Origin of the sequence: Moraxella sp. Pampa (genome assembly GCF_035181385.1) — a bacterium.
Classification (GTDB): Bacteria; Pseudomonadota; Gammaproteobacteria; order Pseudomonadales; family Moraxellaceae; genus Moraxella.
In genome coordinates, this window is record NZ_JAXCJK010000002.1 from 1 (window position 1) to 25,501 (window position 25,501).

General features: G+C 40.0%; 24 protein-coding genes. 7 read left to right on the top strand and 17 right to left on the bottom strand.

Annotated elements, in window-relative coordinates:
- Positions 1-650: 650 nt before the first annotated feature.
- From R0123_RS04420 to R0123_RS04435, 4 genes are all read right to left on the bottom strand, one after another.
- The gene (locus R0123_RS04420; RefSeq protein ID WP_323841264.1) at positions 651-1,517 is read right to left on the bottom strand and encodes a metal ABC transporter permease; all 867 of its coding nucleotides are present in this window, start codon (positions 1,515-1,517) and stop codon (positions 651-653) included.
- Between the two features lie 32 nt (positions 1,518-1,549).
- Entirely contained in the window at positions 1,550-2,440 is an 891-nt protein-coding gene (locus R0123_RS04425; RefSeq protein ID WP_323843247.1) for a metal ABC transporter permease, read from the bottom strand.
- Entirely contained in the window at positions 2,437-3,486 is a 1,050-nt protein-coding gene (locus R0123_RS04430; RefSeq protein ID WP_323843248.1) for a metal ABC transporter ATP-binding protein, read from the bottom strand. Before R0123_RS04430 ends, R0123_RS04425 begins: the two co-directional genes overlap by 4 nt.
- Before the next feature lie 446 nt (positions 3,487-3,932).
- Complete coding sequence (locus tag R0123_RS04435) at positions 3,933-4,850, bottom strand: metal ABC transporter substrate-binding protein (RefSeq protein ID WP_323843249.1); 918 nt, start codon at positions 4,848-4,850, stop codon at positions 3,933-3,935.
- Positions 4,851-5,262: 412 nt separating this feature from the next.
- Here R0123_RS04435 and thrS point away from each other — a divergent pair, with 412 nt between their 5' ends.
- A complete protein-coding gene (gene thrS, locus R0123_RS04440) occupies positions 5,263-7,191 on the top strand; it encodes a threonine--tRNA ligase (protein WP_323843250.1) in 1,929 nt (642 codons plus the stop codon).
- A gap of 108 nt (positions 7,192-7,299) precedes the next feature.
- Here the strand turns inward: thrS and R0123_RS04445 are convergent, their stop codons facing one another.
- Complete coding sequence (locus R0123_RS04445; protein WP_323843251.1) at positions 7,300-7,950, bottom strand: IS1595 family transposase; 651 nt, start codon at positions 7,948-7,950, stop codon at positions 7,300-7,302.
- A gap of 92 nt (positions 7,951-8,042) precedes the next feature.
- On the opposite strand from R0123_RS04445, the gene R0123_RS04450 reads away from it, so the two are divergent.
- The 3 genes from R0123_RS04450 to R0123_RS04460 all read left to right on the top strand — a co-directional run bounded on the left by R0123_RS04450 (position 8,043) and on the right by R0123_RS04460 (position 10,852).
- Positions 8,043-8,720 carry a leucine-rich repeat domain-containing protein gene (locus R0123_RS04450; protein WP_323843252.1) on the top strand — a complete coding sequence of 226 codons (678 nt, stop codon included), beginning with the start codon at positions 8,043-8,045 and terminating at the stop codon, positions 8,718-8,720.
- Positions 8,666-8,989 (top strand): hypothetical protein, encoded by a 324-nt coding sequence (locus tag R0123_RS04455; protein WP_323843253.1) that lies wholly within the window; start codon positions 8,666-8,668, stop codon positions 8,987-8,989. The genes R0123_RS04450 and R0123_RS04455 overlap by 55 nt, the downstream gene beginning before the upstream one ends.
- Positions 8,990-9,538: 549 nt before the next feature.
- Positions 9,539-10,852 (top strand): ABC transporter ATP-binding protein, encoded by a 1,314-nt coding sequence (locus tag R0123_RS04460; protein ID WP_323843254.1) that lies wholly within the window; start codon positions 9,539-9,541, stop codon positions 10,850-10,852.
- Positions 10,853-11,046: 194 nt separating this feature from the next.
- Here the strand turns inward: R0123_RS04460 and serS are convergent, their stop codons facing one another.
- On the bottom strand, positions 11,047-12,309 hold the full coding sequence (gene serS / locus R0123_RS04465; RefSeq protein WP_323841257.1) for a serine--tRNA ligase: 1,263 nt from the start codon (positions 12,307-12,309) through the stop codon (positions 11,047-11,049).
- A gap of 205 nt (positions 12,310-12,514) precedes the next feature.
- Between serS and R0123_RS04470 the strand changes: the two genes are divergently transcribed.
- Both R0123_RS04470 and R0123_RS04475 read left to right on the top strand, forming a co-directional pair.
- Positions 12,515-13,171, top strand: a complete 657-nt coding sequence (locus R0123_RS04470) for a YcxB family protein (RefSeq protein WP_323843255.1) — start codon at positions 12,515-12,517, stop codon at positions 13,169-13,171.
- A gap of 210 nt (positions 13,172-13,381) precedes the next feature.
- Complete coding sequence (locus tag R0123_RS04475) at positions 13,382-13,858, top strand: Dps family protein (RefSeq protein ID WP_323841255.1); 477 nt, start codon at positions 13,382-13,384, stop codon at positions 13,856-13,858.
- A gap of 105 nt (positions 13,859-13,963) precedes the next feature.
- Here the strand turns inward: R0123_RS04475 and gloA are convergent, their stop codons facing one another.
- From gloA to R0123_RS04530, 11 genes are all read right to left on the bottom strand, one after another.
- Entirely contained in the window at positions 13,964-14,497 is a 534-nt protein-coding gene (gloA, locus tag R0123_RS04480) for a lactoylglutathione lyase (RefSeq protein ID WP_323841254.1), read from the bottom strand.
- A 38-nt stretch (positions 14,498-14,535) separates the two neighbouring features.
- Positions 14,536-15,159, bottom strand: coding sequence for a carbonic anhydrase (locus R0123_RS04485; protein ID WP_323843256.1), 624 nt, complete (start codon positions 15,157-15,159; stop codon positions 14,536-14,538).
- An 18-nt stretch (positions 15,160-15,177) separates the two neighbouring features.
- Positions 15,178-16,116 carry a hypothetical protein gene (locus R0123_RS04490; RefSeq protein ID WP_323843257.1) on the bottom strand — a complete coding sequence of 313 codons (939 nt, stop codon included), beginning with the start codon at positions 16,114-16,116 and terminating at the stop codon, positions 15,178-15,180.
- Positions 16,117-16,229: 113 nt separating this feature from the next.
- Entirely contained in the window at positions 16,230-17,357 is a 1,128-nt protein-coding gene (gene aroB, locus R0123_RS04495; RefSeq protein WP_323843258.1) for a 3-dehydroquinate synthase, read from the bottom strand.
- 125 nt (positions 17,358-17,482) lie between these two features.
- Entirely contained in the window at positions 17,483-18,091 is a 609-nt protein-coding gene (aroK, locus tag R0123_RS04500) for a shikimate kinase AroK (protein WP_323841250.1), read from the bottom strand.
- 165 nt (positions 18,092-18,256) lie between these two features.
- Positions 18,257-19,597, bottom strand: coding sequence for a type IV pilus secretin PilQ (locus R0123_RS04505; protein WP_323841249.1), 1,341 nt, complete (start codon positions 19,595-19,597; stop codon positions 18,257-18,259).
- Between the two features lie 28 nt (positions 19,598-19,625).
- Positions 19,626-20,219, bottom strand: coding sequence for a pilus assembly protein PilP (locus tag R0123_RS04510; protein WP_323843259.1), 594 nt, complete (start codon positions 20,217-20,219; stop codon positions 19,626-19,628).
- 43 nt (positions 20,220-20,262) lie between these two features.
- Positions 20,263-20,940 (bottom strand): type 4a pilus biogenesis protein PilO, encoded by a 678-nt coding sequence (locus tag R0123_RS04515; RefSeq protein WP_323841247.1) that lies wholly within the window; start codon positions 20,938-20,940, stop codon positions 20,263-20,265.
- Complete coding sequence (locus tag R0123_RS04520) at positions 20,937-21,590, bottom strand: PilN domain-containing protein (protein ID WP_323843260.1); 654 nt, start codon at positions 21,588-21,590, stop codon at positions 20,937-20,939. The genes R0123_RS04515 and R0123_RS04520 overlap by 4 nt, the downstream gene beginning before the upstream one ends.
- Positions 21,587-23,086 (bottom strand): type IV pilus biogenesis protein PilM, encoded by a 1,500-nt coding sequence (gene pilM, locus R0123_RS04525; RefSeq protein ID WP_323843261.1) that lies wholly within the window; start codon positions 23,084-23,086, stop codon positions 21,587-21,589. The genes R0123_RS04520 and pilM overlap by 4 nt, the downstream gene beginning before the upstream one ends.
- Before the next feature lie 80 nt (positions 23,087-23,166).
- Positions 23,167-23,418 carry a hypothetical protein gene (locus R0123_RS04530; RefSeq protein ID WP_323841244.1) on the bottom strand — a complete coding sequence of 84 codons (252 nt, stop codon included), beginning with the start codon at positions 23,416-23,418 and terminating at the stop codon, positions 23,167-23,169.
- A 326-nt stretch (positions 23,419-23,744) separates the two neighbouring features.
- On the opposite strand from R0123_RS04530, the gene R0123_RS04535 reads away from it, so the two are divergent.
- Complete coding sequence (locus tag R0123_RS04535) at positions 23,745-25,433, top strand: NAD+ synthase (RefSeq protein ID WP_323843262.1); 1,689 nt, start codon at positions 23,745-23,747, stop codon at positions 25,431-25,433.
- The last annotated feature ends 68 nt before the right edge of the window (positions 25,434-25,501 follow it).

Consider the following 25,501-nt stretch of genomic DNA (forward strand, 5'->3'; position numbering starts at 1 on the left):
TTCAGTTTAATCTTTATAACTAATTAACCCATTGAGTGGGTCAGTCTTGGCTCATTTATTACTAGCAAATTTGCTCATCGTGTAAATGAATTAACTTTGAGTATTTTTGCTTGATAAATGATAATTTATGTATTATCTTGTATTAGCAAAAATCCACACAAGTTGTTCTTTAGTTTTGATTTTAAATAGTGTCATTCGTTGTCTTCCAGCGAATGAGTGCGTATTATACGCTTTTTAAAATTGATGTCAAGCACTTTTTTCAATTTTTTTTAAATTATTTTGAGAGTCAGTATTTATCTAATTATCTCAAAATGTTTCATTAAATTATTGAAATTAAACAAGTTTTTTCATTTGCTTGTCTGCTTGAGTGGTGCGTATTATACGCTAATTTTAATGGTTGTAAAGTGGTTTTTTGGGGGAAATGGGAGAAAGTTTGTATGTTGTTGATTTTTTTGGGGTTTTTTAGAAAAACAAAAAGAAAGGAAAAATACCGAATATCATAACATACATTGTCTTAGACCATCATTAATACATCATATACCATATTCATTTTATAGTTGATCAAGATAGATTTGGTTTATCATTTCTGTTTAACTGCCAATTTTCATGCAATATTGCAAGCCTGAATTTAAAACTTCAGTTTTTTGGTTTTAATGAATCAATTTGCTATTGGCATTAATAATAGATTGTGTGTTTAATTTTTCTTTGAGTTTGGCAATGATCACTGCAACCATGAATGAGATTGCTTGCAACAATACAATCGTTGCCCCTGTGGCCGAATCTAAATGATAACTCAAAATTGCACCAAGCACGCTGGTCAAGCACGAACTTAACACCGCAACCACCAACATAGGAATAAACCGCTTACATAACACAAAAGCAGTAATACCTGGTGAAATAAGCATCGCCACCACCAAAATCACACCGACTGCCTGCATTGCCATCACAATCGTAGCAGACAACAAAACCAACAGTCCATAATGCAGTAGCTTGGGCGACAACCCCACCACTCGTGTATGACTGACATCAAAGCAGTACATTAACAAATCTTTGGCTTTTAACAAAACCAGCAATAAAACCAACCCACATACTACCGCTGTTTGCCACAGCATTTCCCTATCAACACCCAAAAGATTGCCAAACAAAATATGTTTTAAATGCTGTTCGGTGTCAATCTTAGTAAAAATCACCAGACCAAATGCGAACATACCAGCAAAAATCACACCCATCAGTGTATCTTCCTTGATGCGGGTATTGTTCTTCAGATACCCCACTGAGACGGCACAAAATAATCCTGCCACAAAAGCACCAAAAAACACAGGCAGTCCAAGCCATGCAGCAATCACAACTCCTGGAAATACTGCATGAGAAATGGCATCGCCCATAAGCGACCAGCCCTTTAACACCACAAAACAAGACAGCACGGCACACACTGCTCCCACCGCAACAGCTGATAATAAGGCGTGTTGCATAAAAATATGGCTAAGTGGCTCGGTAAAATAATTAAGTATTTGCATAACTTTAATCGGTTTTATTTCAAGTTAGTCTTTTAATTTAAATGGGTGGACTGGCTTTGGTGCTTTATCATATTGCTTTTTTGGCGGTATTTTTGAGTAATCATGCCAAATTTTGGCGAGAATAAAAATGCCAAAACAAACAACAAGGTTTGTAATGATACAATCACACCACCTGTCGTACCATCAAGAAAATAACTTAAATACGCACCGAATCCACTTGTTGTAATTCCAAGCACACCTGCAATGATGATGAGCGGTCGAAATTTGTCAGTCAATTGATAGGCTATCGCCCCAGGGGCAATCACCATTGCAATGACAAGAATCGCCCCCACTGTCTGCAACGCCGATACTACACAAGCAGACAAAAGACCGAAAAATAAAATTTGGTAAAATTTGGGCGACAGCCCTACTGATTTGGCATGAATCTCATCAAAAAACACCAACAGCAAATCCTTCCAAAAAATCAACAAAAAAATGAGTGATACCACCATAATAATGCCAATCTGTACGATATCATCGTCAGAAATGCCCAAAATATTACCAAAAATAATCTCTTGAATATTAACTGAAGTGGGATTGATGGAAATGATAAACAGCCCAAGTGCAAAAAAAGTGGTGAAAATAAAGCCAATTACCGCATCTTCTTTGAGTTTGGTGATGGATTTTACCCACAAAATCGCCAAAGCAGCTAAAATCCCAGCAAAAAATGCCCCCACTGCATACGGTAAGCTAAGTGCATAAGCTATCGCCACACCTGGCACAACTGCATGGGATAACGCATCGCCAATAAGAGACCACCCTTTGAGCATCAGATATGCCGACAAAAAAGCACAAACTCCACCCACAACAGATGACATCACCATCGCTTTTATCATGTACTCGTAAGCAAATGGTTCAGCAAGCAAGGTGATTAATTCGCTCATTTACCACCTCTTGAACGACTATTAGATATCAGGCTCTCGTCTTGCCGCTCGTTGTCATCACAAGATAACAGCATGACAAGATTGGTTTTTGGGTCATACAGTTGCACGCCGTCATTTTTGGCAGTCTTAGGAAGGTTCATATTTACCTGACCGACACGACTTGCCTCAACGGTCTCAGTACAGTACATGCTCTCAGGCGTATTGCTCTGCACCCCGTAGAATACCGCTGGCACTTCATCATCAGCCAAAATCGTCAAAGAACGACCATCATCATCATCGTGCAAGTCCTTGCCAGACAAGCGGATTTGACGCAATACACCACCGAAGACTTTTTCCAAATTTTCCTGTGTGAAAGTTTCTTTGGTTGTACCACTCGCCAGCACAGTACGATTTATCATCACCACCTGATCACAAAATTCTGGGACCGTCCCTAGATTATGCGTAGATATTAAAATTAAATGCCCTTCTGCTCGTAAATCATCAAGTAATGTCATGATGGCCTTTTCGGTCTTGACATCTACACCAGTAAATGGCTCGTCCAGCAAAATAATTTTGCTTTCTTGTGCCAATGCACGAGCTAAAAATACTCGCTTTTTTTGACCACCAGACAGCTCACTGATTTGACGATCTTTAAGATGGTCAATATTGACACGAGCCATCGCATCAGCAACTTTTTGCTTGTCAGTCGCCTTGGGAATACGCAAAAAATTCATGTATCCGTAGCGACCCATCATCACAACATCATAGACAGACACAGGAAACTGCCAATCTACCTCTTCAGACTGAGGAACATAAGCAACCAAATTATGTTTTAAGGCGGTGTGAATCGGCATATCACACAGTAGAATTCGCCCTGATTGTGGCTTCACCAAACCCATGATGGATTTAAATAGTGTTGATTTCCCCGAGCCATTGACACCCACAAGAGCACAAGTTGCACCCCCTGTTAAAGTGAAATTGACATCATACAAAGCGGTATGTCCATTAGGATAATGAACAGAAATATTTTCAACAGATATTTTGGTAGCAATCAATGAATTTTTCATAAAAAGTAAATAGATAAATTTAAAAAAACATAAAAAAAATAAAAAACAGCTTTAATGACAACATCATCATTGAACTTTTATGTTTTTTTTAAATCTAAAAATAACACATTCAAACAAAATAAAGCATCACCCATCTAAAAATGACTTATATGGCACTGACAAAGCTGTATTGTAAAAGATGGTTGGTATTTTGAAAAGTAATTTTTGTAAGGATTATTAATTGAAAAAATCAATTATCTTTTAATCAAACCCAAACCTGATAAGATGCCAATTCATCAAAATCGCCCCTTGCGAACAAAGCAATCATTCAAAAGTATTGCATCAAAAACAAGGGCTATGGCAACAAAACTCAATCATTACACCGCCATAGCCCAAAAACACAATCAAAGCTTTTAAAAAGCAAGGGATAAAAGATGAATAAAAAGACAATATTTCACTTTTCTATCCTATTTTTTGGCGTTTTCAAAGCCCTCAACTATTGTGCTTACTGTAACATTCAATAAGTCTAGATAAGTTGGCACCTTACCGCCTGCTTCGCTCAACGAATCCACATAAAGTACGCCACCATAATGTACGCCAGATTCTTTGGCAACCTGCTTGGCTGCTTTATCTGAAATGGTACTTTCACTAAATACGACAGGAATATTATTGGCCCGCACGGTATCAATTAGGGCTTTGACCTGTTGGGGCGTGCCCTGCTGTTCGGCATTAATATCCCACAAATAAGCCTCTTTTAACCCATAATCCTTAGCAAGATAGCTAAACGCCCCTTCACTTGTTACCAACCAGCGTTCACCCTCTGGAATGCTGGCTAATTTCATGCGAAGTGGCTCGTCCATCGCTTTGATTTTTTGGCGATACTCTTCAGCGTTTTTAATATAAATGTCTTTATTTTTTGGGTCGTGAGCAATGAATGCCTCTTTGATATTATCCACATAAACCAATGCATTAGTCGTAGACATCCATGCGTGCGGATTCGGCATATCTTTATATGCACCTGCCTTAATCGGCAATGGCTCAATACCCTCTGTTACCACCACCGCAGGCACATCTTTGGCATCTTGGTAAAATTTTTCAAACCAGCGTTCCAAATTCATGCCATTCCACAAAATCAAATCAGCATCTTTAACCTTGGCAATATCTTTTGGCGTTGGTTCATAATCATGAATCTCCGCCCCTGCCTTAGTGATTGAATGCACATCAGCAACATCTCCTGCAACATTTTTAGCAATGTCTTCAATAACGGTAAATGTAGTAATGACGGTCATCTTGTCTTTTTGGTCCGCCTTAGTACTTGGCTGTTGACCACCGCAAGCTGTCAAAAGCAAAGTTGCACCAGCTAAGATGGATAGTATTTTTTTCATCATCTACTCCTAAATTTGTCAGTGTAATCATCAAAAACCCAAGTTTTCATCATGGGATTATTTGATAATGATAACTGTTTTTATTAATAAATGCAAGCAATTCACTTAGAGTTTGCCTAGCAAGTACTTTTGCATGACTTAAAAAAAATAGCTTGTAGCATTATTTTGTTTTTTTATTCACTTAAAATGACTCGGTCAAATGGCTTGGCTAAATGGCTTAATTTAGTTCAAACGACAAGTCCAGACTCACCTTTTTTTAGCCCCAAAAACCTGCTATAATAATTAAAAGTGCTTGGTATGCACTTTGTTTTGTTCGCACCGATTTTTGGTGTATTTTATTGTATCCACTGGTAGCGGTTATATGGTTGATAGTACCAACCATCACTACCAACGCCACAACTAGGAATATTTTATGATTGCAATCACCTTGCCAAATGGCGATATCAAGCACTTTGATGCCCCCACCACCGTAATGGACATCGCCCAAAGTATCGGAGCAGGACTTGCCAAAGCGTGTGTGGCAGGCAAAGTCAATGGCAAACTTGTGGACGCCTGCGATCCTATTACGACCGATGCGACCGTGCAAATCATCACCCCAAAAGACGATGAAGGGGTTGAGATTATCCGCCATTCTTGTGCTCATTTATTGGGACACGCCGTCAAGCAGTTATTCCCTGAGGTCAAAATGGTCATCGGGCCTGTGATTGACGAGGGTTTTTATTATGATATTTATTCAGAAAAACCCTTTACGCTTGATGATATGGCAAGTATTGAAAATCGTATGACCGATTTAATCAATCAAGATTATAATGTGATCAAAAAAATGACCCCAAGAGATGAAGTCATTGAAGTATTTAAAAACCGTGGCGAGGATTATAAATTACGCCTAATTGATGATATGCCAGACGAAACACAAATGGGGCTATATTATCATCAAGAATATATTGATATGTGTCGTGGCCCACATGTACCCAATACTCGGTTTTTAAAAGCCTTTAAATTGACCAAAATCAGCGGTGCGTATTGGCGAGGCGATGCCAAAAACGAACAATTACAACGCATTTATGGTACAGCGTGGGCGGACAAAAAACAATTACAAGCCTACATCAAACGCATAGAAGAAGCCGAAAAACGAGACCATCGCAAAATTGGCAAGGCACTCAATTTGTTTCATTTGCAAGAAGAAGCCCCTGGAATGGTATTTTGGCACCCCAATGGCTGGACAATCTACCAAGTGCTTGAACAATATATGCGAAAAGTGCAAAAAGACAATGGCTATTTGGAGATTAAAACCCCACAAGTGGTGGATAGAGCCTTGTGGGAAAAATCAGGGCATTGGGAAAATTATGGCGATTTGATGTTTACCACACATTCAGAAAAACGAGATTATGCCGTCAAGCCGATGAATTGCCCCTGCCATGTGCAAGTTTTTAATCAAGGCTTAAAGTCGTATCGTGATTTGCCTTTGCGGTTGGCAGAATTTGGCTCGTGTCATCGCAACGAACCGTCAGGCTCATTGCACGGCATTATGCGTGTGCGTGGTTTTGTGCAAGACGATGCACATATTTTTTGCACCAATGAACAAATCAGCACCGAAGCGCAAGATTTTATCAAATTGACTTTGCAAGTATATAAAGACTTTGGTTTTGATGAAGTGCAAATGAAACTGTCCACTCGCCCAGAAAAACGAGTGGGGGCAGACGAGCTTTGGGATTTGGCAGAAAAGGATTTGGCGGACGCACTGGACAAAGCAGGGCTTGACTGGCAATTACAAGCAGGCGAAGGGGCGTTTTATGGCCCAAAAATTGAGTTTAGTCTCAAAGACTGCTTGGGGCGTGTGTGGCAATGTGGCACGCTACAACTGGATTTTAATTTGCCAGAGCGATTGGACGCTGAATTTATCAACGAACACGGCGAGCGTGCCAAACCTGTGATGCTTCACCGTGCGATTTTGGGCAGTTTTGAGCGGTTTTTGGGGATTTTGATTGAGCATTATGCAGGCTTTTTCCCTGCATGGCTTGCCCCCCAGCAGGTGGTGGTAATGAACATCACCGACAAGCAAGCAGACAGCGTAACCGATGTTACAAATACTCTAAAATCAAAGGGTTATCGTGCGATTAGTGATTTGCGTAACGAAAAAATCGGCTTTAAAATCCGTGAGCAAACCCTGCAACGAGTGCCGTTTATGCTGGTATTGGGCGATAAAGAAGTAGAGAGCAATACAGTCAATGTGCGTACAAGAGAAGGCGAGAATTTGGGCAGTATGAGCTTAGATGACTTTGTCAAAGTGCTGGATACAGCGATTGATAAAAAGGGGCGAGTTGAAAGTAAAGCCGAGTGATTTTGTCTTTTTAATAAAAAAATCCATTCAAAGTAATTTTGGGTGGATTTTTTGTAAAAAATCTAAAAATTTCAATGATTTAAAAAAATTAGGGGCTGTCCTAGATAACTAACCTAAACTGCCCTTAACTAATTGTTTTAAAATGGAAATTTGAGATTTAAGGTCACTGTTATTAAAACGCCATTCGCATTCTTTAAGATAAAGCTCAAAGTGTTCTTTGGGAACACCGTTAAATTTGCGTAAATGGCGTTTTGCTTGATTCCAAAAATTCTCTATTCCGTTAATGTGATTTTGTTTTTCTGCAAAGTGCGTACTGTGATTGATTCTAAAGTGATTAAACTCACTGACATCAAGCACATCATAACTTTTGTAGAAATCTGTGTAAACAATGCTGTCAGGCTTTACTTTTTCTCGTATAATGGGTAATAAAGTAGTTGACTGTGTATTGGGTGCAGCAACGGTACAAACTTTGCCATTGCGCTTTAATAAGCCAAATACCGCAGTCTTGCCGCCTGCACCACGACCACGCTTACCTTTGCGTGTTCCACCGAAGTAGCTCTCATCAGCTTCAACTTCACCATTTAGCATTTCTAGGTGCTGACTGTGGTGATAGATGAGTAGGCGTAATCGGTGAAAATAGTAAGCAGCTGTTGTTTTGTTTACATTGGCTAATTGAGCTGCCGTTCTTGCAGTAACACCTGCAACAAACAGCTCAATGAGTTTGTTTTGTTTGTACTGACTTAGACGACTTTTTCTCATTGGGTTATTTTAACCTAAATGAGGTTTTTGGTCATTATCTAGGACAGCCCCAAAAATATTGTTTAATCAGTCAAGGTTTTAGGAGCATAAAAATGACCAATTCTACCCCACCCAATCAGCTAATCCCAAGCCAAACAGGGCTGACCCTACGCCGTACCGATACACTCATCAATTTAACCCATAAACTGCTCGCCCATACAGGGGGAAAGGGTATTGGTCAGATGAGCGATGATGAGCTGTGGGAATGGTGGCTATCGCTTAGTGATGAGTGGAAGTGGTTGTTTTTAAGATATGGATTGGAATTGGACTTATGGCAAAATGATGATCGGGAATTTAATAAAGCGTATGATTACCAAGCGGATTTTGATTGGTTAAATAGAAACCTAAGTTTGCACTATGTAAAACAGTTGCAAGGATTAACAGAGCTTGGTTTGGGCGAAAACCAAATCCAAAACATTGCACCGCTTGCTAATTTAACCCAATTAACAGAGCTTTGGCTGTACGACAACCAAATCCAAGATATCACACCGCTTTCTAATTTAACGCAATTAACAAGGCTTGATTTGGATATTAACCAAATCCAAGATATCACGCCGCTTGCTAATTTAACGCAATTAACATATCTTCATTTATCAAAAAACCCAATCAAGCCCCAAGATATTGACTGGCTACAACAAAAACTCCCAGATTGTGAAATTTTTTTTAAGGACAAAAAATGCACACCCAAGCCCTATTTGACAATATCCCACAGCATATTATCGCAGAATTAAATAAAGCCAAAGAAAGCATTTATATTGCGGTAGCGTGGTTTACTCGTGCTGATATTTTTGCCGTATTATCACAAAAAGCCCGTGCAGGCATTAGCATTCAGCTTGCCTTATCCAATGATCGTATCAATAAAAATGATAAAATCGCCATTAACCAAGATGAATTAAATCATTTTAATATACCAATTCAACTTAAAAATTACTACAAAACTCTCTCAATCAATCATCTTTACAAAATCAAAAATTTATATAATAATGACTTAAATGACTGATTAAATGGTCAATTGGTCTAACGACCGTAGTAAATTTCTACTATTGTAGATATAATTGCCAAACTTATTGGATTGGCGATGGCATTTTTAAGGCTCGCTCCGAAACGGTAACGGCACTTGATAAATTAAAAATCATCAAACAGCAATTAAGCCAAAAAGTCGCCCAATTAAAGCAAGCGATTGATGAGATTGAAAATAGCGAAAGTTATCGTTTGGTGAGTGAGATTGTGGATTGGGATAGCTATTTTGATGAGCAAAAAGAACAATTAACCCAAGAAAGAGACCGCCTAACAAAAAAGCTAGGCGATATGCTATTTTGATTATCGTAAACAATATGCCATTACCATTTGTGCCAAAATGCGTGCGGTAACTTTTGCCCCACGCCCGTCAATATCATAGGTGGGATTAAATTCAGCAATGATAAACGAACTAACTTAGGGATAATTTTGCTATAATCAATCATTGTTTGTATATTAATTACTCATTAATTTTTGATGAGCCACATACGATGAATAGATACATCAGTAAGTGGCTTCGCTACTCTTTATCATGAAAATCATCACTTCATCATTATGTATTTCATTTGCATTTTTAATGGGACAGCAATTAATTATTGGTTTGTCCACATATTTTATTGCAAATCTTGCCATAGACATTGCTCAAAATGATAATTTTTTGATAAATTTAGGTGGTTTTGTTTTATCATTAATCATTGTTTATATCCCTGCTTATTTTGCAACCATTTACTTAGAAAAATCAAAATTTGACCTACTAAATAATTATGTGCAAAAATTTATTATGACTTTTTTTGGCAAAACTGCTTTACTTAATAATAAAGAACTAAAAGATCAAAGTACTGTTTTTATTAGTCAAGAAGGTAAATCAGTGATAGATGACATGTTGGACTTTGCATTTGATGGTGTGGCACTGATTTTAAATTTATTGATTAATATCCTAATTTTGGGGTTTTTTCTTGATTATAAATTATTGGCGGCTTATATCGTTGGATTTTTATTGGTGGAATTTTTTATTTTTTACTATCAAAATAAAATATCCAAGATGTCAAAAATATCTCAAAAATCTAGAATATATTTTATCGCTATTTTAAATAAAATTTGGGACAATGTTATTATTTTTAATAAATATAATATAGGCATTTTCAATCATATTTATAAAAATAATTTCAACCGCTCCAAAAAATATCATATTTACAGTCAATCTTTAAATCAATTGATTTCAAGTTTTGGTATGATTCTATTTATGATTCCTGTATTGAGTTTGATTGTTTATTTATTCATAAAACATCAAAATGATTATGTATTTTTATCATTGTTGGTGGCGACATTGCCAAGACAAATACAATTATTGCAAATGGGTCAGGCACTTGTTTTTCATCAAACCAATTTTTCTAGTATTAAAGCCAGATTTATTGGTTTGCAAAATTCTTTAAATGTGCCTGATATTGATATATTGAGCAGAATTAAATTTAAAGAGATTTTTGTTAATAATATGCCATTGAGTAGTTTTGATTTAAATAATTTGCCAAAAAATGGTAGAATGACGATTAGGGGGCGTAATGGCGTTGGCAAAAGTAGTTTTTTATTGTATTTAAAAACATTGTTATCAAACGGAGCTTTTTATCTGCCTGTTAACCATGATTTATTTTTTCATCAAAATAATAAAAAATCAACAGGTCAAAAATTACTATCTCAATTAATGGAAATTAAGAACAATAAAAACGATGTTGATGTTATTATTCTTGATGAGTGGGATGCAAATTTAGATGATGTAAACAGAAATTATCTTGATGAGCTGATAAATGAATTGGCAAAAGAGAAATTGGTTGTGGAAGTCAGACACTAAAAATCCTAAAAAATCCCTGTAACTCTTGAATCCACCCAAACATCAACGATGTAGTTTACACCAAAGTCACCCTACCCAAAAGCGATATCAAAGGCAAATTGCCTTGGCGCCCATCTTTTATAAAATGCAAAATAAGTCCTAAAATATAGGACTTATTTTGTATGGTGCAATCTTATAAATAAAAACCAAGACCATCAGCCAATCACATCAACACCACCCATATAAGGCCGTAATGCTTTTGGGATACTGACCGTACCATCTGCATTTTGGTGATTTTCCAATATGGCAAGTAGCGTACGACCTACCGCAAGACCAGAGCCATTGAGCGTATGCACTAACTGAGTTGTTTTACCATCTTTTAATCTGGCAGACATACGGCGTGCCTGAAAATCACCACAATTTGAGCAGCTAGAAATCTCACGATAAGTGTTTTGAGATGGTAGCCATACTTCAATATCATAAGTTTTTAACGCACTAAATCCCATATCTTTGGTGCACAGCGTCAGCACACGATAAGGCAGCTCCAAGGCTTGTAAAATACTTTCAGCTTGTGCGGTCATTTCCTCTAATGCGTCCAATGAAGTATCAGGATGTACGATTTGAACCATCTCTACTTTTTCAAACTGATGCTGACGAATAAGCCCACGAGTATCTCGCCCTGCCGAGCCTGCCTCACTACGAAAACATGGGGTATGTGCGGTCAATTTGATTGGCAAAGCATTGGGGTCTATGATGCTGTCTCGCACGGTATTGGTCAAAGGAATCTCAGAAGTTGAAATCAGATAGTAATCTTTTTCACGCAGACGGAACAAATCTTCTTCAAATTTTGGTAACTGTCCTGTGCCTTGCAAACTATCAGCATTGACTATATAAGGTACATACATCTCAGTATAGCCACGCTCAGTGTGAGCATCTAGCATGAACTGCACAAGTGCACGATTTAACTTGGCAAGCTGTCCACGCAACACACTAAATCTTGACCCTGTCAATTTTGCTGCCAATTCAAAATCCAACTGCCCCAGATTCTCACCAATGTCAGTGTGATCTTTGATTTCAAAATCAAACTCACGAGGCAAACCCCAGCGGCGTATCTCCACATTATCACTTTCATCTTCGCCCACAGGCACACTTTCATGTGGCAGATTTGGAATTTTTAGACTCTCAGACTTAATGACGGCAAGCAAATCACGCAATCTCACCTCAGCGGTCTTCATGCACTCACTGACCTGCTCCATCTTTGCAAGCAACTCATCAGCATTTTCACCTTTGCGCTTTAGCTCACCAATTTGTTTTGCCCCTGCATTTTTTTGAGCCTGTAAATTCTCAGTTTCAATCTGCAAGGCCTTGCGTTGATTTTCCAAATCCTGCCAAAAATCAATGTCAAATTCATAGCCACGAGTTGCCAGCTTTTCTTTAAGCTCTGTCAAATCGCCACGCAGTAGTTTTGGATCAAGCATACCTAACCTTATTTCTTTATAAAAATGTGGTTATCATAGCAAAAAAAGCGTGAAATTTCAGCAAATTTAGTATTTTTGAATCAAGTTTAGAAAAATTATCCAACTTTGGCAATTTTTTATTGTTTTTTTGGTTTATTTTTTTGCATAAAAACAGTAATATAAGCACTACTCTTTTTAAGAAAATTTTTCATCACAGGAATCTATCGTGAGCAAGGCTCTTTATCCTTACACTCTAAAACCCATTGCACTTAACATGACAGAAGACGAATTTCGTGGTGCACAGCTTGCCTTATTTGAAAAAGGGGCAGACAATTTTACCCTAAAATCCATTCGCACCAAAGAATGGATTGTCATGGCAGTTGTTGTGGCAGCTGCAATTGCAGGCTTGCTACTTGTTACTGGCTATTCAAACATTATTTTTTGGATCATGCTTGTGCTTGTGGCATTATATTTGGCCGTGCGTACACTTGGATTAAAATGGTATATGCGTCGTGAATACGATAAGCAAGTCAGCAATACCAAAATACCTGATGAAATGACCCAAATTCAGCTCGGGGTACAATCACATGGGATTGTGATGAGCATACCCGCACCAGCACACATGAGCAACAGCTCACAGATGCGTGGCGTGCAGATGCGTTCTGCACCCATGCAGTCGGCAGTAATCCCATGGAGTGCAGTAAGTAGCTGGGACGAGACAAGTGATTATGTATTTGTGATGTTTGACATGAAAGGTCAAAAGGGCAGTCAAATCATTCCAAAACGCTTAGAAAAAAATGGCCTGCCTCTTAAAACCATCATCAAACATTTGCATGAGGTGAAAGCCAAAGGTCTGGAATCTTTGACACAATCACCGTTGTAACCAATCATTCATCAATTGTGATGTGCCATGACAAAATAGTAACGATTTTGCCTTGCTGTTTTGTCATTTTTAGCGTAAGATAAAAATAAAATTAAGATAAAGCAAGATAAGAATGCTTGCCTAATTCTTTTAAAATTTCATTTAAGATGAAAAATTTAAGATTAAAAAACATACTTAACTTTCAATTCACACAACAAAAGGTAATCTATCATGACAGACACCATTAACCAAATTGGTCTTGAAAAAGCAGAACTAACCCCTGTCATCAAGGCATTGAATTCTCTATTATCCAGCTATCATTTGTTTTACATCAATGTGCGTGGCTACCATTGGAACATCAAAGGTGAGCACTTTTTTACCCTGCACCCAAAATTTGAAGAGCTTTACACCGAGCTACAACTACAAATTGATGAAATTGCCGAACGCATTCTTACGCTAGGTGGCACACCATTACATGCTTATAGCGACTTCGCCAAGCGTTCAAGCGTTCAAGAAGATAAGGGCGTATTTGACAGTCGTGGTTGCGTTGGCGGTTTGGTTAAGGGCTTGCAAACTCTCATTGAAGAACAACGCAAAGTTGCTGAGCTTGCTGAAGAGGCATCTGACCAAGGTACATCTGACATTGTTACAGGCTATGTACAAGCTCAAGAAAAAGAAATCTGGATGTATAACGCTTTCTTAGGTTAATTTGTGCTTTTATTGATTGGCAAAACACAAAACATCTCAAAACCTTATAAGTTTTGAGATGTTTTTATTAAAACCAATGAGTGATCAAATGATCTGGTAAAAAAATCAGTATTTTAATTCAATGATTTCAATCCAATAGCCATCTGGGTCTTTAATAAAAGCAATGTCCTTCATACTGCCATCTTCTGGGCGTTTTTGAAATTCAACATCATTTTCGTCAAACCATTTGACCGCATCAGTCATATTTGGTACGCTAAAACAAATGTGTCCAAATCCCCGTGGCTCACTGTTGCCATTATGATAACCAAAATCAGCGTCGTCTTCTGTGCCATAATTATGCGTCAATTCCAAGACGGCACGCTGACGAGAAACATAAGCGGTCAGATTGTCAATATGTGGTAAGTTGTCTTGCTCTTCTTTGGTCAATTTGGCTAAAAAGTACAAATCAAATTTGGCATCTGGAAATTGACTGTGACGCAACAAAGTCATACCAAGCACTCCAGTATAAAATTCCAGCGATTTCACAGGGTCTTTGATGCGTAGCATGGTATGATTAAATACATAACCTTCTGACTGGGCTGGAATGACTTGTACGCCATCAGCAGCCAAAACCTGTGTGGGCTGTATGCTTGTTGTCATAAATAAATTCTCCGACCTTGACTAAAAACTTTAAAAAATTAACTAAAAAAATCTACACGCCCTGTGGCGACATCGTACTCAGCACCAATGATGGTTAGGCGTCCTGCATTGACCATATCCTCCAAAATTCGAGACCCATGTTTAAGCTGACTGACTGACATACGCACATTGGCACGCACAGCACGGTCAATGAACTCATCCATATCAATTTCCCCATCACCTGCAGTGGCAATTTCATGTAGATTATAGACACTTGGGCGGATTCTATCAACAATAGATTGTAAGTTTGGTGAATAATATTGATCTGGGTTGGCAAGTGCCTCTACGCACGCCGTTACCGCACCACAATGGCTATGACCAAGAACCACCACAAGCTGTGTGCCAAATTTTTCAGCAGCAAACTCAATCGAACCGATCTGACTGGGTGCAACAATATTCCCTGCCACACGAATCACAAATAAATCCCCAAGTCCTTGATCAAAGATCAGCTCCACAGGCACGCGTGCATCTGAACAACCCAAAATGATCGCATTGGGGCACTGCTCATTCACCAAAGTTGGTGGCGAAATATTCAAAGGCTCGGTGCTGGCAATATTTGCCATATAGCGTTCATTGCCTTTTTTTAACATTTCAAGGACAGACTTAGCATCCAAATTATTCATCGCATTTCTCATTATCCACTATTCGCTGCCAGGGACTTTTGAAGTATTGACATTCGGTACAGCACTCGCCTTTGGTGATTTTTGCTCCAATTCACTCATCTTTTGAGTTTTGCCTTGTTCTTCTTTTGGCTTATCGGTGGCAGGTTTTGGCTTATCAATATTAGGTTTTGGCTTATCGTTATTGATATGCTCAGCTGCAACATCCACCGCCAACGAACCATCATTCTCTTGCACCTGATTCACTTGTTTTTCCACCGATTCATGACTCTCATTTGCATTGGCAAGCATTTCATCATCAAAAGTTTCTGGCTGCACAGGAATCTCTGTTAAAGTTGCTTGTAGTTTTATCTGTCTTGGCTGATGACTTGCTAGGTCTTGTGCCGTATCAGCACGCTCATAGTCCTCAATAATTTTAAGATAATCCGCCATTGCTACCACACTGACATTCACGCTGGCTGGCAGATTAAAATTGACCGTACGCACGGCATCATTTGCCAGTTTTATACCATCAAACTTACCATAAGTCAAAATGTAACGAGGGTTTTGATTGTCATCAAGATAGCGAAAATAGGCAAATTTATCACGGTCGCTATGCGTGTTGAGATAATTAACAATCACATCATTGTGGCTGACATCCATCACTTGAATGGTGAATTTTTTGACATCAAAATATCTTTTATCCTTAAATTCAGCAGGATAAGTACGAAAATCACGAATCAAAGTTGAAAAATCTATCGGTGGCACAGCAGTATTCAACTCACCAAGTGATTCAATATGAACAGGCAACTCTGCGACTTCTGCAACCTGTTGCTTGACATCTTCTTGACCATCAACAACAGCAGTCCTGCTGGTCAGCCACAAAATCAACCAAGCAACAAGCACTACCAATGCCAATACAAGCCAATGCAAAGCCTGACGGCGAAAATATTTTTCTTTCATTGCGGCGCTAATCGCCATAATAAGTGCCTTTTTTGCTGAATTTTTGGATATTGTACCAATTTTCTGGCCATTGTAAATACTTGTCAGACATCGCAAGCCAATTAATCACGATGCCAGCTGGTCGCAATTATTCATAAATATTCATCAATTGAGCTTAGCGTATCAACCAGCACTTGATGATCAAAATCAGCCATCACAAACCCTTTACCAATGCCATTTAGTAATACCAAGCGTAATTTGCCTGATTGGACTTTTTTATCATGCCCCATTAAATCAAGTGCTTGGTCAATAGGAATGATAGGTGGTCTGATTGGTAAATGGAACTGGGTCAAAAGTCGTGCGACACGAGTGACTGATTCACGCTCAATCAACCCAAGCTTATGCGACATGACCAACGCTTGCATCATGCCAGCCGACACCGCCTCACCATGCAACCACACGCCATAGCCTTGGTGCGTCTCAATGATGTGCCCAAAAGTATGACCAAAGTTGAGCAAGGCTCGTAATCCAGACTCTCGCTCATCTGCTGCAACAATATCCGCTTTGAACTGACAGGAGCGACACACCATTTTGGCCAACACCTTTGCATCTCGTGCATTGATGGCATCAGCATGGCATTCAAGCCAAGATAAAAACTCTTCATCTAAAATCAGTGCATATTTGACCACTTCTGCTAACCCTGCAAAAAACTCTCTGGCAGGCAAAGTATCAAAAGTTGTCATGTCTGCAAGCACCGCCACAGGTTGCCAAAATGCACCTATCATATTTTTGCCACGCAGATGATTGATGCCTGTTTTGCCACCTACCGATGAATCCACCTGTGCCAAAAGCGTTGTGGGTACTTGGATAAAATTCACACCACGCATAAAGCTGGCAGCCGCAAAGCCTACCATATCACCAATTACCCCACCACCCAAAGCAATCATCGTACAGTCTCGGGAAAAGTGATGCTCAAGCAACACATCATAAATGCGATTGATGCTGTCTTGATTTTTATGATGCTCACCATCTGACAATACACAAGTGAGCACCGTAAAATTTGCCAATTTTAAGGAATTTTTAAGGCCATCTAAATAAAACGGTGCCACCACATCGTTGGTTACAATCAGTACTTGCTTACCTTTGATAAAAGGAATGATAGGACCTGCCAAATCAAACTGACCGTTCAAATCTCTTGGACTGGCAACAATAAAAATCGGATAATCATGACTTTGGGTGTGTACAATCAATTCATGTTTTATCGTGTCATGTGTGATCATGGTAAACTCGCAAAATTTCCAACTTTGTTTTCATCAAATATTTAAATACAAAAAAATTTATCTGGTCATTAGGCAGGCAAAACAGACTGATTGTATCCAATCGTTACCAGAAGCCCATCGACGCATCAAAATGGCCCTGATGCTTGTTGCGACTGGACATATCTAGACAGCATTTGTACGATATCATTCATCATCTGCTTGGGATAGGCACGCCCTGTGGGTACAGTGATGGTGGCAACTTCTTGGTACAAAGGGTGGCGAATTTGATACAGTTTTTCTAAAACTTCTCTGGGGTTATCGCTTTGTAATAAGGGACGATTTTTGTCTTTTTTGGTGCGAAATAGCTGGGTATCAACATTGGCTTCCAAATAAATCACCAAACCTTTTTTGAGCAATTTGCGATTTTCGGCACGCCCTACCGCACCACCACCAGTCGCCATCACAATATTTGACCGAGCGGTCAGCTCCATCAATGCACGAGTTTCACGCTCACGAAAGCCTTCCTCACCCTCTTTGGTAAAAATCCAAGGAATGTCCGCACCTGTCTGCGATACGATATAATGATCGCAGTCAACGAATTCACGCCCCAATTGCTTGGCAAGCAATTTGCCAATCGTGGTTTTGCCCGCACCCATTGGACCAACCAAAAAAATAGACGGTAGCATCTTGGCGAGCCCTTCACCCGTCTTTTCAACCACCACATTTGCAATGATTGAATTATCTTCTTCAAACATGATTGCTCTATTTATCAACTCTCAAATTGTCTTATCATACAAGGTTTAAGCAAATCTTGCTACTATTTTTCATGAAATCCATGTGCAATTTTTTTTGCACACCTCACCACCTTGATGGTTAAAATTCAAATTAGCAGACACAACTTGAATAATTTTTGAATAATTTTAGTGAATTGGCACCAGCTTTGGTGTAACAAAAATCAGCAACTCTTCTTTTCTGTCGGTGCGATTTTCCTGACGGAATAAGTGCCCAACAGCTGGTAAATCACCAAAAAATGGTACTTTGGTCACGCCTGCATGATTTGTCTGTCGATAGATGCCACCTAAGACAACCGTTTGTCCATCATCAACTATGACATTGGTTTCAAGAGCATCTTCTTGAATGGCGATCACCCCCAAATTGGTTACAGGCGTGCCGTTTTTAACATTAAGTTTTAAATGAATTTTACCATCTAAGGTGATGGTCGGTGTGGCTTCAAGCACCAGTGCCGCCTCTTTAAATGCGACATTGGTTGCACCGCTAGAGGTTTCTTCTTGATAAGCAATCTGCATTCCTGACGAAATGCGTGCCGTTTGTTTGTCAGCAGTCAAGACCTTTGGTGTGGAAATCACCTCGCCAAGGCGGTTTGCCTGCATGGCAGACAGCTCCAAATCCAAGAGTACATCGGGCAAATTAATAAGACCAAAAGCAATACGGCCTGCAGGGTTGGTCGCTCCTAAATTGACCGATAAGTTAGCTGGGCGTGTGATTTTATTGGTCAGATCCCCAGAGCGACGCATATCCCAAAGCGACGCATGAGAGCCCCCAATTTGTAAGTGCTTGGCGTTTGATAATAAACCAAAACTTACCCCCAATTCACGACTAAATCCATCATTAGCACTGACGATTCTTGCTTCTATCATCACTTGTTGCACAGGCACATCTAAGCGAGTTACAAGTGCCAAAATATCATCAACAACAGGTTTGATGTCCTTAATGATGAGTGTATTCGTGCGTGCGTCAACATTGGCCATGCCACGCTTAGAAAGCATGGTGGTCGAGCCGTCGCCATCATTTTTATGAGTGATGAGTGCCAAAATATCCTTAGCCTCGGCATGATTGATGTGAATATATTCAGTCTGCAAAGGCAAATATTGCTCAGATTGATGGCGTGATTGGGCGTGTCTTTGGCTGATTTGTGCAAGCTCATCGGCCGACGAAATACGAATCACACCCTCTTGTTCATGCTTGATAAGATGCTTGGCATCAACAACGACATCAAGGGCCTGTTCCCATGGAATATTATTGAGTCTCAGGGTGATATTCCCCGTTACACCATCACTTGCCACGATGTTTGCCTCTCCTGCGTGTGCCAACACATCTAAGACTGTACGCACAGGCATATCTTGAAACTCTATTGAAATGCGTTTACCCTGGTAACTTTTTTGTGAGGGCTCGCTGGCCAATGCTTTGGGTGCCAGCAGTAGCATGAGTATTATTGCCAGTTGTATTTTTATGATATTCATTATCCGACCAATCCAAATTCATCATAACCTATTCATTACCAACAAATTTTAGCTGCACCAACCGCTCATAATATTGCCCATCTGCCTGCACTACCGCCTCTGCGACGGTGATTTTCTCACGGTCGATATGTATGATTTTACCATGATTTTGCCCAACATATTGACCAATATGCACAGGATACGCCACCTTATCAGGGCCGATAAGTAATGCCGTCAGGCGACCATCTTGTTCTATCCGACCTTGATATTTTAACGATGACAACAAATGTTTTTCAAGCATTTGGCGTGAGCGATTGGGGTTTACCAAAACCTTTTTGCCAAAAACAACTTCCGCAACCACAGCATTTTCTTGCCTTTGATTCTGAGTGGTTTTGGGCATTTGATTGCCTACCAATTCAGCACTTGTATTTGCTGATTGTGCCTGCGTCTTTAAATCGGTTTGGCGTTCTGAATTGGCAACATAAAACGGTGAAACAAAAGGGTTATTTTTTGCCTGATAGTGTGTCTTTTTGACCACCATATCAAGATGTCTGACAGCAGGCGGTGGTGTGCTGGCAGCATGAATGCCAGCAACTTTGGCATCAATCTCATCACTGACAGTTGATTGACGACAACCTGCCATACTTATGCCACATACCATCAGTATGAAGATCAGTTGCAAATTTTTAATTGGCATCATTGGTATTGTCAGCCCTCTTTTCCAGCTCTTTTTTACTCTTAGCTCGATAAGTCTTGGCTTGAATGCTGAGACGAATTTCGCTGACAGCTTGATGTTGGGTAAGTTTGGTCATTTCAAAATCATGAAAGGTAAGCGGTATGGGCAATAACGATAGCTCAGCCAACATTTGCCCAAGCTGATGATAATTACCAATAAAAACCAGACTTACTCTGCGCTCAAAAAACATCGGCGATTCACTTTGCACACCTGTTTTGACATCAGCCACCTGTACACCACTGCGTATCGCTAACGCATGAATCTGCTCAATCAGCGAGTTCATATCAAAAGCATTTGGTAGCTGTTCGGTAATGTCAGTCAGCTCATGATGCAGTGCTTGCGTCTGCAACTCAACTGCCTTTAATTGCCCTGCTTTGGTATATTTTTGAGCGTATTGTGCAATCAAAGTATTTTCTTGGACAACCAGCGAATGTCTTTCAAGCATGATTGGCTTGATGAACAACAACCAACCAAACAGTGCAATAAATACCGCCAACATGACAAGCACCAGTACTCTTAACCAAGCAGGTGCTACACCAAAATTATCCACAGTCAGCTCACCGAGCTGCCGCCATGTCTGACGAAACTTGTCAAAGTCTGGGCGATCATCTGGTAACTGATGATTCATGGATTATTCTCCATATTCATCGCACCAGATGACAAATCCTCACCCAGCGTTGCTGCATGATTGTCCGTATCATGATTTTTTATTTTGTGTGCATCGCTCATTAAGTTTAGCCGAGCTGTCATCACAAAACTCACCCAAGTACCCTCAGATGACTGTTGCAAACTGGTTACTAGCACATCACTCATCATGGGTGTATCTGACATATCAGCACCCAGTCTTTGAGCAAATTGACTCACAGTAGTAGAATTTTTGGATACGCCTGTCATGGTCAATGTCTCGCCTGCATGATTGATGTGTGTAAAATAAACCAAACCGTCACTTAGATCTGCCAGTTGTTCAAAAAATTGCACCATCATCATTCGATTTGACCGCAAATTATTGATACTATTTGCTTTATTTATTAGTTCTTGCTGTTCGTTTTCAAAGGTAGCAATACGGGCAATATCATCATCAAGCGCCGCCATACGCTGCCTAATACCATCATTGATGGCCTGTTGATGGTCAAGTCTGTATTTTTGATAAGCATAAATCATTGACACCAATACCAAAGCTCCAACCGCCACCAACAAGAATGCACGACGAAATTGTGCATTTTGACGAATTTGGCGAAGCTGTCGCCATGGCAACAAGTTTATCATTGGTGCATTCATGCGATACCACCCACATCAGCTCGCATGGCAGCACCGCATGCCATCATCATTTTTGGTGCAAGACAAACATCGATCCGCCCCAAACTCATACCCTCAAAAGCATTGGCCAACAGCACCGTTTTAGTAGTTTTTGCCGATAGTGCACTTGCCAGCCTCTCATCTACCAAGCCTGACAACACCACCACATCAACCGCTGATTGTGTACCAAGTTCATAGGCATCTACCACCTTTTGAATACTTGCTACATCATCGGCATGATTGATATTGTTGGCGTTAGCACCCATCGTCATGTGTTCGGTTTTTTTGCCCAAATCATCATTTGGTTCATCATCACAGTCATTTAAGTCATTAAAACAAATCGCATAGTCATTGTTGCTCTTTACATGATGATGCGTAGCGATTGATTCATAAGATGTTAATGCACAATTTTCTGGCTGGGCGACAGTTCCACAAGCAACATGATCGCCATCACTGATTTGGGTATTGATTTGGGTATTGATTTGGGTATTGATTTGGGTATTGATTTGGGTATTGATTTGGGTATTGATTTGGGTATTGATTTGGGTATTGATTTGGGTGATGCTTAGGTGTGTACTCTCATGAGTTTGGTCTTGTGCAACATATTGCTTGCTGTGCATCGCCAAAAATTCATCAAAACCCATGCCAGTAATTTCTCCGCCATTACTTACGCCCATGTCATCACTTACTTTAGTTTTAGTATCAATTGTGGTGTCCTCTTGGTTTGTTTCATCATTCAAAGATGGATTTAATGTCAAAATCTCGCCCAATTCATCTGCCACATCATGCGACTGCATTGAAGGCTTTAGACTTGCCCTTAGGTACTCTTGACGATAATCAAAGCCTTCAAAATCACCATCATTGTTGATATGGACAGCATACACATGAATCTTAGCATCATTCATGTGTACAACCAACACACGACCATGCACACTTGTTATCGTTAGCAAAAGTGCACGAGATAATGCAAATTCAGACACATCAAACACATTGATTTCAAGCCCACAAGATGCCAAAAGATCCACACACTCATCTATCACCACTGTGCGCACCACCACAAGCAACACCTGCATTTGCTTGCCATCATCGCTGACTACCGAAAAATCAAAATTCACCTCATCAAGCGGATAAGGAATGTGCTTGTGTGCATCTAGACGAATATGGACATCAATCTCATCATCACTTAGACCTGTTGGTAGCATAATCATGCGGCTCATCACAGGTGCAGATGACACCACCGCCACCCGACCTCTATCAATACTTTGCTTTGTCAGCAGTTTGGATAACGCCAATTGCACAGCAGCCACATCATCGCCATCAACATATTCCATGGCACACTTTTTGACATGAAATTTTCCCAAATGGCGAGTAAGTACAACCGTCCGCACCGACAGTGCGTCCAGCTCTATGCCAATCAAATTGTCATTTGGCCGCCAAAAGCTCAGCCAATCCAAGATACGCTCAAACCATCGACCCACGAGACATTCACACCCATAATTTTAAAACATTTTGATGATTTTATCAGTCGTTTTGCCGACTGTTTTGCCGTGTATCCATATCATCGTTGGTCTTTTTTAAATTGAAAAGCATTTTGATGCTCATCATTACAAAAAAACCACTGACCATCGCCATCATTTTGCAAAATCCCACGATAAGTGGCAAGTGAATGCCCACAATAATCGCAAGTACGCAGGCTTGTATCATCGCCTTGTTTTGGAAAAAATGCTTTGGGCGGCTTTGGATACATGAATTTGAAAAAAATTTTCATCGCAATTAAGATGATGATGACATTAATAAAAAAAGCAAACATAAGACCTTCAACCAAAATATCAATTACACAAACTTATCAAACTTTTTAAAAATAACATTCGCCATCTGACGATTGATAACCCCATCTTAATATAGCATAAAAATCCCCCACAAAACACGCAAGCGATGCCAAAAAACGCCAAAAAGTGAATTTTATGCTATACTACTAAGAGTGTGCCAAGTTATTTTACAAAAGAAGTTTAATCATTAAACCAAACACAGGATTTGGCACAAGTGCAAATATGGAATTTGCCCAACACGCCAATGATTCATGGCGATTAACCAAGATAACACTTTTTAAATTTTAAATCATTTGGAATTATAAAAATGTCAAAAATCACAACCAATAACCAAGAAATGTCTATACAAAGTACAGATACGCCACTGGGTAAAATTACTTTTGCCATCATGCAGACCAACTTTTGGGTTGGGGACATCGCAGGCAATGTAAAAAAAATGAGTGCGTTGGCAATTGATGCTAAAAACAAAGGTGCGGACATTGTCATTTTCCCAGAGTTATCACTCATCGGCTATCCACCAGAAGATTTGCTACTTCGCCCAACACTGGCAGAGCGTGTAAAATTTGCCATGGACGAGCTGACCAAAGTTGAGGACATTATCATCATCTTAGGATACCCACATATTGACCAGCACGGTACATTCAACTCTGCTGCCATATTACAAGGTGGCAGTCAAAAAGGATTTTATCACAAGCAGTGCCTACCTAATTATGGCATTTTTGATGAGCATCGCTACTTCACCAAAGGTCGCAATCAGGTACTTTTTGACTACAAGGGCATAACGATAGGATTGCTGATCTGCGAAGACATCTGGCATGAGGCACCCATTCGCACACTCAAAAAAGAAGGTGCCGACCTTGTTGTGGTCATCAATGCCTCGCCATTTGAGGTGGGCAAACAGCAACAGCGTCAAGCGTTATTGCATCAACAAGCCAAAACCAATAGCCTTCCTATCATCTATGCCAACACAGTCGGCGCACAAGATGACATTGTCTTTGATGGTGGGTCACTCATCATGCAAGCGGACGGTGCTATTGCTCATGAAGGTTCAAGATTTTTGAATCAGCTGATCATGGCGAAGTTTGACCCAAATACCAAGACCTTTGATAAACAAATAAAAGCTCCTCTTGTACTGTCTGAAGAATCTGAAATGTATCAGGCACTTGTTGTCGGCCTGCGTGATTATGTCAATCGCTCGGGATTTAAGGGCGTGATTATTGGATTGTCTGGCGGTATTGACAGTGCCTTGACACTGTGTCTTGCGGTTGATGCCTTAGGTGCGGACAAAGTGTATGCCGTAATGATGCCCTATGACTATACCTCAAACATGAGCTTAGAAGACGCTGCTGCCCAAGCTGCACGCCTAAATGTTTCGTACACAGTATGTCCAATTCATGATGCGGTTGAGGGCATGCGTGCAACACTTGCCCCACTACTTGCCAACAGCACGCCTGACAACACTGAAGAAAACCTGCAAGCTCGTGCTCGTGGCAATATTTTAATGGCTTTATCCAATAAGTTTGGTCATATGGTTGTCAGCACAGGTAATAAATCTGAAAATGCGGTCGGTTATGCTACGCTATATGGCGATATGGTGGGCGGGTTTGACATGCTAAAAGATGTCTACAAAACCGATGTCTACCGCCTTGCCAACTACCGAAATCGCCTAGAAGATGATCCTGTCATTCCAGAACGAGTCATCACACGCGCACCATCTGCCGAGTTACGCCCAGATCAAAAAGACCAAGACAGCTTGCCAGAATATGAAGTGCTTGATGCCATCTTGCGTATGTATATTGATGAAGATTTGGGCTACAAAGCAATCTGTGCAGCAGGATTTGAGCCCTCACTTGTTGAAAAGGTATTGCATATGGTTGATAATGCCGAGCATAAACGCCGACAAGGAGCCATTGGCACAAAAATCAGCAAAAAATCTTTTGGTCGTGAACGACGCTATCCGCTTGTAAACGGCTGGTCAGTTACTGGGTCGTTTTGATTGTCTGTACAAAAAGCACCGTCAGTAAGCGGTGCTTTTTACTTTTGACTTACCTTTGAGCAGTCTTG